We start from the raw sequence: 16,301 nt of genomic DNA, 5'->3' as shown, positions 1-16,301 counted from the left end.
TTCTTATGGCCCAAGACATTATAAAAAAACTTAAAATACAATAAAAATAAGTCTCTATTTCAACAAGGAGGGTTGTCCATGTACGAGTTACAAGCACACGAAAGAATTTTCGTTTTTACGGGCCCCTACGGCGCAGGGCGTAAGACAGTTGCAGATATGGTCGGTGATACGCTGGGGATGCAGCGAGTCATTCCTTATACTACCCGTCCCCGTCGCTCGGTTGAAGTAGACGGACAAGATTATCATTTTGTTTCCGAAGAACAATTTGCACGAATGAAGGCAAGCGACGCATTTATCGAAACGATAGAGCTTGATCATATTATGTATGGCATCAAAGAAAGCGATATTGAACACGATTTGCAAAAAAGCGGGGTCATCTACTTAATCCTCAATCATTATGGTGCTGATATTCTGAAACGTCTATATGGAGACAAAGTCATCCGCATTTGTATTCATACAGATCCTGATACTATCATGAAAAAACAGCGTACGCGCGGATACTCTGATGAAGTTATCCGGCGTCATTTAAAGTACTACGAAGAAGAGATCGCTTACAAAATACAATGTGAACATTGTTTTGCCAATAATGATCTTGCACATACCATATTTGCCGTATCAGAGGCAATTGAGCCGTATCTGGGTCGTAACCTTATGCCTGATTATCAATAGAGTAAGTAAACAGAGCCGGAGGGTGCATCCCTTCCGGCTCTTTCCTTGTAATTCAATAAAAGTTGTTAGATAACCTTCCCTTCTGTAAGACAGTACTTGTGAACCAACATAAAATGGTTGGTAAATAAAATCGAAAGGCAGGATACAACATGGCTCTTTTAAATCAGATTATCTTTTTACAACAATTAAAGGATGAACTTATCGAAAAAGCAAAGGACCCGAACGTCACGTACTCACAAACGCTGGAAATCTATAAAGAACTCCGAAAAATCAACATCAAAATTCAAGAAATGAGACAATAATATGTTTGTAGCACCCGTCTGTTATATATGCACTGCTGCCCCTTCGGCGGCGCGAATCGCTTCATGAATAGCTTCTGCAAGCGTGGGATGGGCGGCAATAAAATCGTCCAGCGTATCCACCGTCATTTCCCCATGTATTATTAATGTTCCTTGTCCAATCAACTCCGTAGCACGCGGTCCGACAATCGAGATACCAAGAATCTCCTGAAATGACGGCTCCGTAATCACTTTCACCTTCCCGATTTGTTCCTGAAGAATAAGCGCTTTGCCATTTGCACTAAACGGAAATTCACTTACTTGTACATCGCCGTATTGCTGGCGAGCTTGACGCTCAGTCAATCCGACGCTCGCCACTTCCGGCCAGGTGTAGATACAACGTGGAACCGCCCGGCTATGAGCCTGCTGCGATCCGCCACAAGCGTTTGTCCCCGCTACTTCTCCTTCATGGAATGCAAGATGTGCGAGCTGAATGCCGCCTATAACATCACCACAGGCATAAATATGTGGGACACTTGTGCTCATGTCATCACTAACCTCAATACCTCGATCCGTCCACATCACACCTGTATTCTCAAGCCCAAGTTGCGCCGTGCGCGGCTTGCGCCCGACAGCAACCAGCACGCGTTCTGCCTGCATTTCAACCTGTTCATCTTTTGTTTGGATAACGACTCTTTTCTTTGTTTTGTCCAGTTGTTGTACGGCGGCAGCTGTATGCAGCGCGACTCCATCAGCCTGTAGCTGTTTTGCCAGTATGGCCGCAATATCCTCGTCTTCTCCCGGAAGAATGGAATCAGCCATCTCAACTACCGTTACTTTGCATCCCATGCGACTGTATATACTAGCAAACTCGCAGCCGATGACTCCGCCGCCGACAATGAGTATTGACTCGGGTAAATATTGCTGCTCAAGAGCATGTGTACTATTTAAAATCCACTCCCCATCAAATGGCGCAAACGGGAGCGCAATCGGTTCGGAACCGGTTGCAATAATATAGCGTTCCGCTTCAATATCTTGCACTCCTTCATTCGTATGCACCTGCAACTTGTAATCGTTAACAAAAGACGCCTTGCCCTGAATTACTTCAATTTGATTTTTCTTCATCAGGTATTGAATGCCTAGCACAAGCTTTTTTACCGTTTTATCTTTGTACCTCTGTACACGCTTCCAATCAATGTGTACATCCCCGTCCGGTACCGCAATACCAAAATCCGCCGCCCGTTTCACTTTCTCATACATTTCTGCGCTTTCCAGCAATGACTTGGTCGGCATACATCCCTCATTCAGGCATGTACCGCCAAGCGCCGCCGATTCGATTAATATGACGCGTGCTCCTTGACGCGCCGCCGTAATCGCTGCAACATATCCAGCAGGACCGCCCCCGATTATCGCAATTGTATCCACATCTCTCCCTCCCGCTCCTAGAGCAGCATCCGGTATGGATGCTCCAAATATTCTTTTATCGTATGAAGAAATGCCGCTGCAGGAGCACCATCCAGTACCCGATGATCAAACGTCAAGCTTAACGGCAGAAGACTGCGTCGATGCAACAGCTCCCCTATATAAACCGGCATATCATGTGCCACACCCACACCGAGAATACCTGTTTCCGGCGAATTTAAAATCGGGGTAAATGTCTCGACATGATAAGCGCCTAGATTCGTAATCGTAAAGGTTGACCCTGACATCTCCTCTGGACTTAGTTGATTCTCCCGGGCCCGCTGGCTGAGATCTCGAATTGCGCGTGACAATTCAAGAACAGACATCCGTTCTGCATGGCGTATGACTGGAACAACCAACCCTTTTTCTAATGCAACAGCTATGCCTAGATGGACATGATTGTACGTTTCAATGCCACTATCGATATAAGCACTGTTCATTTGTGCATGCCTCTGGAGCGCGCGTACAACCGCTCGGGCAATAAAATCGGTTACCGTCAGCCTATCCCCCGCTTCCTGTCCGTTTTCCACCTGATTTGCTGCCTGCTTTTTTAGTGTCAGCAGGTCCGTGACATCCGCACGCATGGTCATCGTGAGCTGGGCGCTGTTTCGCAAACTTTCATGCATACGTTCAGCAATGACTTTACGCATGCCGGTCATTGGCATAGTTTGTGTGGCATTTTCGCGATGCGCCTCCAGAGAGACCACTTGCTGCGTGGCAGCCACTTCATCACTTTTTCTTTCTTGAATCGCCCTTTCCACGTCTTCCTTCGTAATCCGACCACTCGGTCCTGTTCCAGCTAACTCTTCAATATTCAAGCCAGCTGCTTCCGCTATTTTGCGGGCAACAGGAGAAATCTTCACGCCTGCCTTTCGTAAGGCCGGAGTAGACGATAAGCTTTCGGATACATTGCTTTCCTTCTTCTTTGTCTCTCGTTCTACTAGCTGCTGTGGAGCGGAAGATGCGGCGGGTGTTGCCACTTCTACAACTTTTTCTCCTGGCTGGCCAATATATCCAATAGCCGTTCCGATTGGTGCTACCTCTCCAGCTCCTACCACAATATCCAGCAGCACGCCGTCCGTGGGTGCTTCTACTTCCATTTCGATTTTCTCTGAACTGATTACGACGACGACATCTCCTTTGTTTACTTCGTCGCCTGCGGCTTTTTTCCATTCTACGACGGTTCCTTCTTTCATGCCCATGCCAAGCTTTGGCATGATGACGTCCGCTGCCATACTCTCACCTTCCTTACTATATAAATCTAGTTTGATACCATATCTTCTGCGCTTTTACACTGCAAGAATCGATTCGTCTCCGATTAACTCCGATACAACCTTGATAACTTTCTGTGGATTTGGCAAATAAGCATCTTCAAGAACTGGTGAGAATGGAACCGGTGTATGTGGACCGGTAATCATTTTAATCGGCGCATCCAGCAGATCGAAGCCTTTGTCTGCGACAAGCGCAGAAATATCAGTAGCCGCACTGCAACGTGGATTCGCTTCATCAATAACGATTAAGCGGTTCGTCTTGGCAACCGAAGCGAGAATGGTTTCTTCATCAAGCGGAGAAAGGCTTCGCGGGTCAACAACTTCCACTTCAATTCCCCTTCGTGAAAGATGCTCCGCTGCTTCCATTGCAGTATGGACTTGTTTACCGATAGCAACTATCGTTATATGACTGCCTTTACGTTTAATATCCGCCTGGCCAAGTGGAATCGTATACTTACCCTCTGGCACTTCACCTCTCATGTTGTATAGCGTTTTATCCTCAAAGAAAATAACGGGGTCGTTATCTTCAATAGAAGCAAGCAATAACCCTTTGGCATCGTACGGTGTGGACGGCACGACGACTTTGATGCCTGGAATATGCGTAAACATAGCATACAGACTTTGTGAATGCTGTGCCGCTGACCGATAACCGGCCCCGTGCATCGTACGGATCGTTATCGGAACTTGCGCTTTGCCGCCGAACATATATCGAAGCTTTGCCCCCTGGTTCATCACTTGATCAAGGCAGCATCCAATAAAGTCGTTAAACATCAGCTCGGCAATCGGCCTAAGCCCTGTAGCACCAGCCGCTACCGCTGCACCAATGTACGCTGCCTCGCTGATGGGTGTATCAAGTACCCGTGTACGACCGAATTCCTTCGCTAGTCCTTTCGTGACGCCCATAACGCCGCCCCATGCTTCATCTTCGAACAAATGATCGACATCCGCACCACCGGCAATATCTTCCCCCATCAGAATGACATCCGGATTCTCCCGCATGGCAATCTGCATCGCTTCACGAACTGCTTCCGAAAATGTAATTTGTCTTGCCAATTACAACACCCCCGATTTTTAATTGATAAAATTTAGTAGGATACGTACACGTCGGTATACAAGTCGTCCTCGCTCGGATACGGGCTTTGCTCAGCAAACGTAATCGCCTCTTCTACCATCTCGCTCACTTGCTGATCAATATTGTTCATTTCACTTTCGCTCATTATATTTGTATCAAGTAGATAATTCCTAAACAACGTGATAGCATCCTGCTCATTCAAATGTTCGCGCCGTTCTCCTTCTCTCTTATATTTCTGCTGATCCCCTTCAAAGTGGCCATAATTGCGATAGGTTCTACACTCGATGAGCGTCGGTCCTTCGCCCCGCCGCGCACGCTCCACCGCTTCTTTTGCCGCATGATATACAGCCATCATGTCCTTACCGTCCACGATGATACTCGGGATGTTGTATGCCGCCGCCCTGTCGGCAATATTCGTGCAGCTGGATGCGTAATGGAACGGTGTTGCTTCGGCATAGCCGTTGTTCTCAGCAACGAATACAACAGGAAGCTTCCAAATGGCAGCAAGATTAATACCTTCATGGAATGTGCCTTCATTGTTTGCCCCATCGCCAAAGAAACAGACAGTTACTGCACCAGTTTGTTTGATTTTTGCGGTTAATGCCGAACCACATGCAAGCGGAAATCCACCGCCGACAATGCCATTGGCTCCAAGCATCCCTTTACTGACGTCTGCGATATGCATGGAACCGCCTTTCCCCTTGCACAACCCCGTTGCCTTGCCGAATAACTCCGCCATCATTCCATCAAGTTCACATCCTTTTGCAATGCAATGGCCGTGACCACGATGGGTACTGGTGATGCTATCATTTTCATCGAGATGTGCACATACTCCAACCGCTACCGCTTCTTCCCCTGCATACAAATGCACAAATCCTGGAAGCTTGCCTTCACTGAATAAGTCGTGAACCCGGTCTTCGAACTTACGAATCTCCACTGCTTTTTGATACATCCACTGCGCCTGTTTTTTGGACAATTCCTGATTTTGCGTTTGTGCCATACTCATGCAAAGCTCCTCCTTTAAACGGATTTGCTTTTTTATATACGCAAACTTCATGCCAATCTGACAACGCTTACAAATCAACCATTTGCGCCTTCTCACCGCTCCAATAATGGGAATGAATGAGACATCGTCTCACTTTGTCTCATTTTGTCTCACAAAAAAACCTTCCCGGCAGGCATGAAGCCTGACAAGGAAGGTTTTTATCAACTATGTGCCGATTGCGTGAAATACGAAGTTGAGCAGAAATAAGCCGGCAATCAAATAAAGCGGCAAGGCAATTTCTTTCCCCCTGCCGAGTGCAAGCTTCAGCAACGGATAAACGATGAATCCGAAAGCAATCCCGTCTACGATACTGTATGTCAGCGGAATGAGTGCAATAACTAAAAACGCAGGAAACCCCTCAGAGAAATCCTGAAAGTCAATGTTCCGCACGCTCTGAATCATGAGCCCACCAATAATAATCAGAACAGGAGCAATCGCACTATCCGGAATCAATCTAATAACCGGAATAAAAAAGAAAGACAGTAAAAACAGCATACCGGTAACAACGGCTGTAAATCCTGTTTTTCCTCCCGTCGCAATACCTGCCGCACTTTCTACTGTGGCTACTGTAGGACTAGTACCGAATAAACCGCACGCAATGACAGAGAGAGACGTAGTCCGCATGGCTCGATCGAACGATTCTGATTTATCCGCCATACGGAGATGGCTGTGAATAAGGCCAATATTTTCGAAAACAACCACAAGCGCCATGGAAAAAGAAGCAATCCAGAACGCCGCAGATGCAACGTTATCAAATGACATGGCGCCAAACACCGACCTGTATTCGCTGGATGAAAATCCGACGTGCCCCATACGTTCTATATCGATTTGCCCGAATAAAGCAGCCAGAGATGTACCGAGCAGAATACCGATTAAAAAATTCCCTGGCACATTACGAATAAATAAAAACACGGTAATAAGAAGCGTTGCCAGAGTCAAAAGCACAGGCGCACTGCTGAAATCACCCAATGCCACGAACGTAGTCGGACTGGCAACTACAATTCCACCTTTCTGCAAACCGATAAAAGCAAGAAATAACCCGATACCTACTGTAATAGCTTCCTTCAGCGATTCTGGAATCGCTTGTGCAATCTTTGTCGCAAGCGAAGTGAAAGCAACAAGTGCAAACAACATACCAGATACAAAAACAGCCGCAAGCGCCTCCTGCCAAGTCAGTCCCATTCCTTGTACAAGTGTATACGAGAATAAAGCATTAATGCCCATCCCTGGCACAAGCATAATAGGTGCATTGGCGCCAAATCCCATAAGAAGACAGCCAACGAACGAAGTTAGAATCGTAGCGATGATTCCCGCTTCTACAGGAATTCCCGCATCGGCCATAATCGACGAATTCACGGCGATAATATAGACAATCGTAAAAAAAGAAACCGTGCCGGCTAAAATCTCTTTCCTGGCCGTCGTATGGCTTCCTGTTAAACGAAAGTATTTGTCCATCAACTTTTGCAATGCATAACCTTCCTTCTGTATAGCCCCTCGCCCACCCATTGTATCAAATGATATATGCACTTATATCACCATTGTTACTCATTCTAACAAAGCCCATTCCCTTTTTCTATAACCAAATGTATCCCTACTCCATCTCTATCGCATGAAAGAGTATATATTGTCTACAATATAAAAAGAGCGGCAACACCGCTCCTTCTCTACAGCCCATATTTTTTTAATTTTCTATACAATGTACTGCGCGGAATATGAAGTAAACGACCTGCCAATCTGACATTCCCACCTGTCTTGTGCAACGCCTGCATAATCTCCTGCCTCTCGACCTCCTCCCTGTATGTTAATCCGACAGCTGGAGATGGTTTCGTATCGATGACCGATGTAGGTTTGATTTCTTCGGGAATTATCAGGTGCGTCTGGTCCGGCATACCTCCTCCCGCCCGGATACGTATTCTTTCGAGCACATTGAACAATTGTCGAATATTTCCCGGCCATTCATATGATGCAAGCCACTCTACCATAGCCGGAGGAAACTCAACATCCCAGGCGGCTTTCTCACAAAAATGACGGATTAAATCAGGGATATCCTCTCGTCTCTCTCTGAGCGGAGGAATATAAAGCGGAAATACGTACAACCGATAAAACAAATCCTCACGAAACGCTCCATCCCGCACCATCTGCCGTAAATTCCGATGTGTAGCTGTGATAACACGTATATCAAGCGGTATAGCTTTATCTGCCCCTACAGGGATGACTTCACGCTCTTGTAGCACTCGTAGCAGCGCAACCTGCATTGCCGGAGGAATTTCCCCGATTTCATCGAGAAACAGCGTACCCCCATTCGCCTGCTCCAGCTTACCTTTGCGACCATTCCTCCTGGCGCCGGTAAACGCGCCATCTACATAGCCGAATAGCTCGCTTTCCATCAAATCTGGCGCAATGGCACCACAATTGACGGCAACGAATGGTCCACCATGTCGTGAACTGCTCTCATGCAACGCACGGGCAATAACCTCTTTACCCGTACCGCTCTCACCTTCGATATGCACGGTGCTCTCTGTTTTTGCTACCTGTTCTGCTTCCTGCAACATCAATTGAAATCGCTTACTTTTTCCAGCGACACCTGCAAACCGCAAAGAACCGGTCTTTCCATATGCAAATGTCGGTTCCCTGGATGCTTCTGAAAGCGATAAGCAAAATCCAAGCAATCGATTTCCATGCATAGAATGAATAGGCGTACGCGTTCGTTCCGTATAGTCGTTCTCTTTGAGCAAGTCAGCTGCTTCTTTCCCTAAGCAGAATGCATCTCGCTGCCTAATTTCGGGACTCGCCGCAACGACAATGCCATTCCGGTCACAAATGAGCAACGGCTGCGACAGGGAGAGCGAATCGTACGCAAACTGCATTAATTCCAGGCGATCCCGCTGCTCCCGCATGCGCCACTCCTGTTCGATAACATAAGCGGTAGACACTACCGCACCTAACGTATGAGGATGAGCCTTAGCAGCTGGTCCGGAGATATCAAGCACACCGAGCATTCTGCCTTTTTCATCGCAAATCGGTGCGGCTGAACATGTCCAATTATGCGAGACAACGGAGAAATGCTCAGCTCCTGTGAGTGCAATAGCCTCCCCGGTGCGCAGTGCCGTACCGATCGCATTTGTTCCAACCTCTTCCTCCGTCCATTTTACGCCTTCGACAAAGTTAATGGTTTGAGCAAAATGCCTAGCTTCATCGTCTCCATATAGTGCGAGGACATATCCGTCCGGATCGATGAGAAGCACTACTGAACCTGCACCGCGGATGGATGCATATAACTTCTCTACATACGGAAGGGCAACATCCAGCAGGTCGCCACAGTCCCGCTTGCGCTTGGCGAACAAATCCGGCTCAAGGATATGTCTTGCTTTTTCAAGGTACGGATTCACCCCGGCACGCTGGCACAGTGCCCAGGATTCTGAGATGCGCGCATGCAAGCGGGATGTATCCAGCACCCCTTCTTGCATGAACTTTTCCCACTGACGCTGCGATACCATTTCCGTTATCAATTCACAGCACCATCCTTTGTGAATAGTCGTCTCTTCTTATGTTATCTGAAATTTCTGTTATGTTCAACTTTCGATTTATTTATCTTGTAATAGAGGCGTTCATAATTTTATTGTTGTTTTTACGCATGTATCATCTTTACGACTGCTTAGCTTTCGTATATCATCTTGCGTGTCATGCCACCGTCAATGACAAGGTTCTGACCGTTGATGAGCTCATTTTCCGCACTCGTTATATACAGGCAGGCACGTGCAATGTCGTCCGGTTTGCCTACGCGTCCCGATGGATGCTGTTCGTGATCGCTATTACGGAGCCCTTCATAATCTTCAACTTCAATCCAGCCTGGACTGATTGCATTAACTCGTATCCGATCAGGTGCAAAAAACATCGCCAATGCATAAGTTAGCGTCACGATCCCGCCCTTAGACGCCGCGTACGCTTCCATTGCCTGTTCAATTTGCTCAGGATGACTTACATCCATCTGTATGAATCTTGCTTCGCCCCCCCTGTCTCACAGATAGCAGCTTCTATCTTTCTTCCAGCGTTCTCATCCCGCTCGGCCAGTATCACCTTCGCCAATACCACATCCGGCACCTGTGACAGCGACTACTTTGTCCGTAAAGTCACATGATATCATTCATCCATCTTCTACAGATAGATTCTTTCAAGGGTATGATACAAAAAATAAAAACAAAACCGAATATCACTAAAATCCGGTTTTTCATTGATGTGTAGAATGGCCCCGTAGTATATCTACTTTATTCGAGAACGCTTGCCAATCGGAACTGTACCCTATTCCGAGACTCCATCCTGTATTTCGCAGCTCTGTAGCCAGACGGCTATACTCCGCCTTTTCCCTGTCACTAAGCGCACCGGAAGGAGAGCCACCTACATTTATTTTGTACCCAGCTAAATATTCATGTAGTTCTTGCAACTTCTTTTCTTTCTTTTTATCTTTATTCAATTGTACCGCCATTATCGCTACGGTAATTCCATATTCGAGATCTCGAAGTTTTTCTTTGATAGATGAACACAGGCATCCATGCACGCGTCATTCTTTTCTATCCATCTATGGATACCAAGGGTGTTGATTGTTCAGAGAGGAGGAGACCACCGCAACGGGACACAAACAAGGCCTTTCGTNAAACAAGGCCTTTCGTCTCCCTTCCCGAGCGATTGCCCTGGCCAGACGAAAAAGGACAGCAACTGTCTCCCTCTTCGCATCTACCCAGATGTTTTGCTGTCCCGCCTGGCCAGGGCAAAAAGCAGCCCTCTACGCTTCCGTGCGGGAGACGAACTGACGCCCGTTTGGGGCACGGTGTGGTGGCTATCCACTCTGGATCGTACTGGATAATCAACACCCTTGATATATTCTCTCACTTACACTTCGAGCTATCCCGCTCTCTCCTCCTCCCCTTATACAATCCATATTTTAACATAAAAAAAGCAGGGAACTCCCCGCTTTTTCGATTCAGGTTAGACCGTCATATTCTCATAAATGACCGATAGCCCCATGCCCCCGGCCATACATAGCGTTACCATGCCGTATTTCACGCCTTCTCTAAGCATTTCGTTCATTAGTGTCACCGTAAGTTTGGCTCCGGTCGCGCCAACAGGATGCCCAAGCGCAATCGCTCCTCCGTTCACATTCACAATCTCTGGATTTAGTTCAAGCTCTTTTATTACAGCCAACGCCTGAGCCGCGAACGCCTCATTTAGCTCAATCCGTCCGATATCAGAAAGCGATAATCCTGCTTTGGCTAGCGCTTTTCGGGTAGCCGGTACCGGCCCTATTCCCATCACATTCGGTTCGACCCCGGCACTGGCGAATGCTTTCACTTTCAGAAGTGGAGCAATCCCTTTTTCTTCCGCCTTCTCACGTGACATCAGTAGCACTGCCGCCGCACCATCGTTCATCGGGCAGGCATTCCCCGCTGTAATTGTACCATCCTTCTTAAACACCGGTCGAAGCCCCGCCAGGCTGTCTAGATGAATGTCAGCACGCACCGATTCATCAGCCGTAAACCACTGTGTTTCTTTACGCTTCGTCACCTTAACCGGTACAAGCTCATCTGTGAAATGCCCTCGCTCGATCGCCCGCAGCGCTTTCACATGGCTTCCGTAGGCAAATTCATCCTGCTCTTCACGAGAAATACCGTATTGCTCAGCCAGACGTTCGGCCGTCATGCCCATATGCTCCTGTTCGAGCGAGCATGTCAAACCATCGGCCAGCAAAGCATCCTCCATCACAACATTACCGAACTTGCCGCCCCAGCGATTTTTTACAATATAGGGAACACTGCTCATACTCTCAACGCCGCCCGCGATTACAACTTCTTCCTGTCCTGCCGCAACTGTCAGGGCCGCAGTGGTGATGGCTTTCAATCCAGAGCCACATGCTTTAATGACGATATGGGCCGGCACGTCACGCGGAAATCCGGCGCGTTGGGAAGCGATACGTGCAGAATTCAACCCGCCGCCGTGTACATATCCATGACCGAAAACGATCTCGTTCACCTCGTCTTTTGTAAGCGGGGTTTTCGCCATTAATCCTTCAAGCACCTGTACGCCCAGTTCTGCCGCTGGAACATCACGCAGCGATTTGCCGAATGCGCCGACCGGGGTACGTGCGCCTGCTACAATAACTGTCTCTTTCATTATTTCTTCTCCCCTTATTTTCTCAAATTTCATCCGTGTTCTCTCTTTCATCATAAAGAATATGACAAGTAAACTCATTCGCCGCCAAAGCAAAAAATTAAGCGAATTTTTGTACATTATGTATAAATAATTATCTGTTCTCGCACAATTGTTCCGATGTGCACAGACGGGTGTATACGGCAATAAACTGGTAGAAACACTGATAGTGAGATGAACTGCGGGGAACGGAGGGAAGAGCATGTTGTGGCTTAATACACTGCAAGATACATGGATGCTGTGGATAAAAGGCGGGGACAAACGATTCGCACGGCTGATTCGTACGCTAAAAAAGTGTCAAAAAGAACGCCGGATGCTCCCCCTTCCGGTAGAAACCCTTCCCGGCCAAGAACAGAAGCTTATCCAGCAGATTCAAGAGAAGACACAAGTTCTCAATCGAAATAATGTTACTCGCACGATGGCATATTATGACTTCTATCGGGATCATCCAGAAATACATTGGGCGCTTCTCGCGCATCTCGTCTCGCGCAATGCAGGCTGGAATATGACTGATCTTGCCGGAGAATGGCTGCCCCGATTGCTCACAGCTGAACAATGCCGTGACTTCTTTCTGTTCCTTGAACGCGGCAATTGGCTCATCTTCCATGACGCGTATCCCCAATTGCTCCTGTATGAAGAAGGAAAAAATCGTAACCAAAACATCTCCTATCTCCTACCCTACCTAGGTGTATCAGCTTTTATCAAAAGCGTCTGGGACGAATTCTGGAAGTCACATGATCTGCAATTGCTTGCAGTAGCGCTCATTGTTAATGAGCAAAGTTATCTGGAGGCCCGTGTCATCCAAAATCCCCGTTACCGACAAAATGTGCTTCAGACGCTGGATTATGTTCTACAGGATATACTCGGCTTAAATCATATTTTGTTTCCCCGTCAGGCAAGCGATATAATCAACACCCAGGAAGCCTGTCCTCTTGTCGGCTGTTCAGTGCATCATTTCGATTTGTTGCGAAAACGCATACTCCTCGGAAAGCAATTATATGCCATGTTGTTCGGTCAACCGACCGTGTTGAATGATGTGCTGCGCTGGGCAGAAGCGCATCCGCATACTGGATCACGCAGCGATTACTGGCCCCATCTGTTCGGAACGGTTCAGGAATGGCTTCCGAATACACCATATATTCCTCACTTGAACAAAAATAAGCTGAAACCCGGTGTGCCTCGTCTGTATAGTCCGTCACTCGTGCAAGCGTGGCCGGATACTATACAGGATGCCGCCGAACCTGGAGATTGGTTCCGGGACTGGCGCATGGTATCCTATTTACTTGCTCCGTGCAAAGCCAAAAGCGAAGAGATGATGACACCTTATTGCGACGGTCTGGAAAAAGTCGAGTTGGCGGTTCTCGGCAAGCAGACACTTTTTTCCTTATAGCAATCCTTAGGGAGGTGATTTTTTGGCATACTCTATCCATGTCTCCTTATCCGCCCACACCCTTACACTAAGGCAAAACGGCCGGGTCGTAAAAGTCTATCCTATCGCCGTTGGCAAAATGCTAACTCGCACACCGATCGGTACATTCACTATTATCAACAAGGCTCCCAATCCGGGCGGACCGTTCGGCTCCATGTGGCTTGGTCTATCTAAGCCGCATTACGGCATTCATGGTACGAACAATCCCGCTTCTATCGGCAAGAATGTGTCTCGTGGCTGTATCCGTATGTACAATTGGAACGTAAACGAACTGGCTCGTCTGGTTCCCATTGGTACGCCTGTTTATATTCGTCCATAATCGCTACCGCTTCTATCCCGCATAGGCACCAAAAAAATCGGATGTTTTGCTGGTCCGATCTTGGCACCACAAAGCGGCCTGTTCCTTCCTTGCGAGAAAAAACGAGGGGACACGCCGACGCATTCAACAGGTGTGAATAACACACAAAGCTGAATCTTCACTCTATTAAACATGCGATTAACTTATAGACTGTGTTTCAGGCACGGTCTGATAGGGAAAGGAACAAGCGATACGCATTTCGAAAGGGGTTCTTTCGCATGAATCAACAACAACGTAACCACTTGAAAAACCAATTGCAGCAACAAAGACAAAAACTTGCAAGCATTAGTGGAGGAGCAGAGCCTGACTTATCCATATCTATGAATGAAGAGACGGGAGAACTATCCGGCTACGACAATCATCCAGCTGATCTCGGTTCAGAAATGTATGAACGTTCTCTCTCCTTTACATTAAGTGAACACGAGGAACAGGAACTAGAGGAAGTTGATTATGCCTTACAGAAAATGCAAGCGGGCACATACGGCATATGTGAAGCCTGTGGGAGGGACATTCCATACGAGCGGCTAGAAGCGATGCCTACAGCACGATATTGCATGAAACATCAAAAGCTACATGATATAGAAGAAGGTACTGAAGTGCCCTATGCAAGCGCTCATCGACAAAACCGTCCAGCAGAAGAAGCCATTCTATCTCCGCGTACGACAAAAAGTAGCGATGCTGGACGTGAAAATGCCTGGAAGGACGTGGCTCAGTACAATGATCGGCCACATGACTTAGAAGAAAATAAAGAATGAATAACATTCGTGGATATTTTCCGTTTGCCTTGTTTTCCATCAAAAAAAGGCATTCTTCTTTTTAAGATAGGAATGCCTTTTTCTTTTTTAGCTTTTAATTTCTATTTATATATTTCCCGCATGACATGACCGAGCTCTGGAATAATTAGTTTGGTCATCGCCAAACGTACCGCTCCGGATGAACCCGGTGTCGAGAAGATGGCTCGATCGCGATATACGCCTGCAATCGCACGGCTCAAAATCGCAGCCGAACCGATATCCTCCGTATAGCTTAGCATGCGAAAAATCTCACCAAAGCCCGGAAGTTCTTTATGCAACAGTGAAGCAACCACTTCATATGTAACGTCCCGCTTTGCAATACCTGTTCCCCCATTCAAGAGAATGGCCTGCACCTTCGAATCATCTGCCCCCTCTTCAATCGCCTGTGCGATTGCCTCTTTTTCGTCTTTTACAATGGCATACCGCTCGATTGTATGTCCTGCGTCCGTAAGAAATTGCTGCATCAATTGCCCGCTCTTATCCGTCTCAGGTGTACGTGTATCGCTTATTGTAATAACCATGCAGCCCACCTGCTTTGGTGCTTCCTTTTTATGCTCTGTCACTGACATTGTTTTTCCTCCTCTCGCATCGAACATGCGCTCGTTAAAAAAATAGGTAGCATGACGCAAATTATGATAGAATGGCTCATAGATTCTATGTAAAGAGGGATATATATGAAATATGATATTACGCCCGGCTTCCACCTTACATTACCTGAAAAGTGCGGAGTGTATCTATATCGTGATAAAGACGAGCATATCCTTTATATAGGCAAAGCCAAAAATTTAAAAAAACGGATTTCTACGTATTTTTACAATAATAAGCAGCATACATCAAAAACTAAACGTATGGTCCATGCGGCCTGTTCCGTCGAACTACGTTTCACCGCTTCCGAACTCGAAGCTCTACTTCTTGAGGCTCGTCTGATCCGGCACCATCTTCCGCTATATAATCGGGCGCTTCGTAACTATAAAGCTTATCCCTTCATTGTGCTACGGACTGATCTGCCGTACCCGTACCTCGAAATATCACGAGACGCGGTCATTCCAGGCGCACTATACTTCGGACCATACCGCAGAGCCCATTGGCTATATCCGGCTGTCGATGCATTAAACAGCTGGCTAAAGCTTCGACGCTGTGAAGGGGCTCTCCCCTCTCATTCATGTTTGTATGCCGACATGAAGCAGTGTATAGCACCATGCATTGATTCCTCCAGCCACATATACTACGACGCGAATGTGCAAAAGGCAATCGATGTACTTGAATGCAATCCGGATATGCGAACTGAGCTAGAACGAAGACGGGATGAAAGTGCAGCGGAACTGCGCTTCGAAGACGCCCAGCAATGGCAAAAGCTCATCAACCTGGCCCAGTACAACGGACAAATCAAGCGCTCTGTCGCCCGCCATCACGCGCTTGTCATATCCACCGATCCAGAAATCGGCTATACCGGCCTCGTGATTGTCCATGGCCGACTTATCGCTACCTTAAAAGAAGAGCATATAACAAATACCGATACGTATACAATGCTTCAGCAAGCCCGTACGCTGTATGAACAAGCGAAGGGTACCCTGCATGCGCCAACAGTAGAAGAAGTTGATGAGATGTTAATTATCGCTTCCTGGCTGGAATATCACACCGACAAACTCACAGTCTATCCGCTTGACATTCCGATTCCAGTATAATAAGAAAATGAAGGCAGCCTTAGTACATGGCTGCCTTT

15 protein-coding genes and 1 pseudogene are annotated in these 16,301 nt (G+C 47.2%); 6 read left to right on the top strand and 10 right to left on the bottom strand.

Features of this window, described 5'->3' with window-relative positions; translation table 11 throughout:
* The first annotated feature begins 78 nt into the window (after nucleotides 1-78).
* A complete protein-coding gene (locus AF333_RS15020; RefSeq protein WP_043066563.1) occupies nucleotides 79-669 on the top strand; it encodes a guanylate kinase in 591 nt (196 codons plus the stop codon).
* Between the two features lie 149 nt (nucleotides 670-818).
* Complete coding sequence (locus AF333_RS33690; RefSeq protein ID WP_158502455.1) at nucleotides 819-971, top strand: hypothetical protein; 153 nt, start codon at nucleotides 819-821, stop codon at nucleotides 969-971.
* Nucleotides 972-992: 21 nt separating this feature from the next.
* Here AF333_RS33690 and lpdA read toward each other — a convergent pair whose 3' ends face one another.
* From lpdA to AF333_RS14975, 9 genes are all read right to left on the bottom strand, one after another.
* Nucleotides 993-2,372 carry a dihydrolipoyl dehydrogenase gene (gene lpdA / locus AF333_RS15015; RefSeq protein WP_043066562.1) on the bottom strand — a complete coding sequence of 460 codons (1,380 nt, stop codon included), beginning with the start codon at nucleotides 2,370-2,372 and terminating at the stop codon, nucleotides 993-995.
* 17 nt (nucleotides 2,373-2,389) lie between these two features.
* On the bottom strand, nucleotides 2,390-3,643 hold the full coding sequence (locus AF333_RS15010) for a dihydrolipoamide acetyltransferase family protein (RefSeq protein ID WP_043066561.1): 1,254 nt from the start codon (nucleotides 3,641-3,643) through the stop codon (nucleotides 2,390-2,392).
* A gap of 54 nt (nucleotides 3,644-3,697) precedes the next feature.
* Nucleotides 3,698-4,732, bottom strand: a complete 1,035-nt coding sequence (locus AF333_RS15005; RefSeq protein WP_043066560.1) for an alpha-ketoacid dehydrogenase subunit beta — start codon at nucleotides 4,730-4,732, stop codon at nucleotides 3,698-3,700.
* Between the two features lie 32 nt (nucleotides 4,733-4,764).
* On the bottom strand, nucleotides 4,765-5,757 hold the full coding sequence (locus AF333_RS15000) for a thiamine pyrophosphate-dependent dehydrogenase E1 component subunit alpha (RefSeq protein WP_043066559.1): 993 nt from the start codon (nucleotides 5,755-5,757) through the stop codon (nucleotides 4,765-4,767).
* Between the two features lie 204 nt (nucleotides 5,758-5,961).
* Nucleotides 5,962-7,263 (bottom strand): NCS2 family permease, encoded by a 1,302-nt coding sequence (locus tag AF333_RS14995; RefSeq protein ID WP_043066734.1) that lies wholly within the window; start codon nucleotides 7,261-7,263, stop codon nucleotides 5,962-5,964.
* Nucleotides 7,264-7,460: 197 nt separating this feature from the next.
* Nucleotides 7,461-9,305, bottom strand: coding sequence for a sigma-54-dependent Fis family transcriptional regulator (locus AF333_RS14990; RefSeq protein ID WP_307723429.1), 1,845 nt, complete (start codon nucleotides 9,303-9,305; stop codon nucleotides 7,461-7,463).
* Nucleotides 9,306-9,451: 146 nt separating this feature from the next.
* Nucleotides 9,452-9,790 (bottom strand): SDR family oxidoreductase, encoded by a 339-nt coding sequence (locus AF333_RS14985; protein WP_255322261.1) that lies wholly within the window; start codon nucleotides 9,788-9,790, stop codon nucleotides 9,452-9,454.
* A gap of 234 nt (nucleotides 9,791-10,024) precedes the next feature.
* Nucleotides 10,025-10,267: a hypothetical protein gene (locus tag AF333_RS14980; RefSeq protein ID WP_139189015.1), complete on the bottom strand. Its 243-nt coding sequence runs from the start codon at nucleotides 10,265-10,267 to the stop codon at nucleotides 10,025-10,027.
* A 512-nt stretch (nucleotides 10,268-10,779) separates the two neighbouring features.
* Nucleotides 10,780-11,961 (bottom strand): thiolase family protein, encoded by a 1,182-nt coding sequence (locus tag AF333_RS14975; RefSeq protein WP_043066731.1) that lies wholly within the window; start codon nucleotides 11,959-11,961, stop codon nucleotides 10,780-10,782.
* A gap of 238 nt (nucleotides 11,962-12,199) precedes the next feature.
* On the opposite strand from AF333_RS14975, the gene AF333_RS14970 reads away from it, so the two are divergent.
* The 3 genes and pseudogenes from AF333_RS14970 to AF333_RS14960 all read left to right on the top strand — a co-directional run bounded on the left by AF333_RS14970 (nucleotide 12,200) and on the right by AF333_RS14960 (nucleotide 14,539).
* Complete coding sequence (locus tag AF333_RS14970; RefSeq protein ID WP_235356657.1) at nucleotides 12,200-13,387, top strand: DUF2515 family protein; 1,188 nt, start codon at nucleotides 12,200-12,202, stop codon at nucleotides 13,385-13,387.
* Nucleotides 13,388-13,409: 22 nt separating this feature from the next.
* Nucleotides 13,410-13,745 (top strand): annotated as a pseudogene (locus AF333_RS14965) (L,D-transpeptidase); the annotation flags it as partial.
* 257 nt (nucleotides 13,746-14,002) lie between these two features.
* Nucleotides 14,003-14,539 (top strand): TraR/DksA C4-type zinc finger protein, encoded by a 537-nt coding sequence (locus tag AF333_RS14960; RefSeq protein WP_052812125.1) that lies wholly within the window; start codon nucleotides 14,003-14,005, stop codon nucleotides 14,537-14,539.
* A 101-nt stretch (nucleotides 14,540-14,640) separates the two neighbouring features.
* Here AF333_RS14960 and AF333_RS14955 read toward each other — a convergent pair whose 3' ends face one another.
* Nucleotides 14,641-15,147, bottom strand: a complete 507-nt coding sequence (locus AF333_RS14955) for a MogA/MoaB family molybdenum cofactor biosynthesis protein (RefSeq protein WP_043066556.1) — start codon at nucleotides 15,145-15,147, stop codon at nucleotides 14,641-14,643.
* Between the two features lie 105 nt (nucleotides 15,148-15,252).
* On the opposite strand from AF333_RS14955, the gene AF333_RS14950 reads away from it, so the two are divergent.
* A complete protein-coding gene (locus tag AF333_RS14950) occupies nucleotides 15,253-16,263 on the top strand; it encodes a GIY-YIG nuclease family protein (RefSeq protein ID WP_052812124.1) in 1,011 nt (336 codons plus the stop codon).
* Nucleotides 16,264-16,301 lie beyond the last annotated feature (38 nt).

The sequence above is a fragment of the Aneurinibacillus migulanus genome (assembly GCF_001274715.1).
Taxonomy (GTDB): Bacteria; Bacillota; Bacilli; order Aneurinibacillales; family Aneurinibacillaceae; genus Aneurinibacillus; species Aneurinibacillus migulanus.
This window is presented reverse-complemented; position numbering and strand designations above follow the sequence as displayed.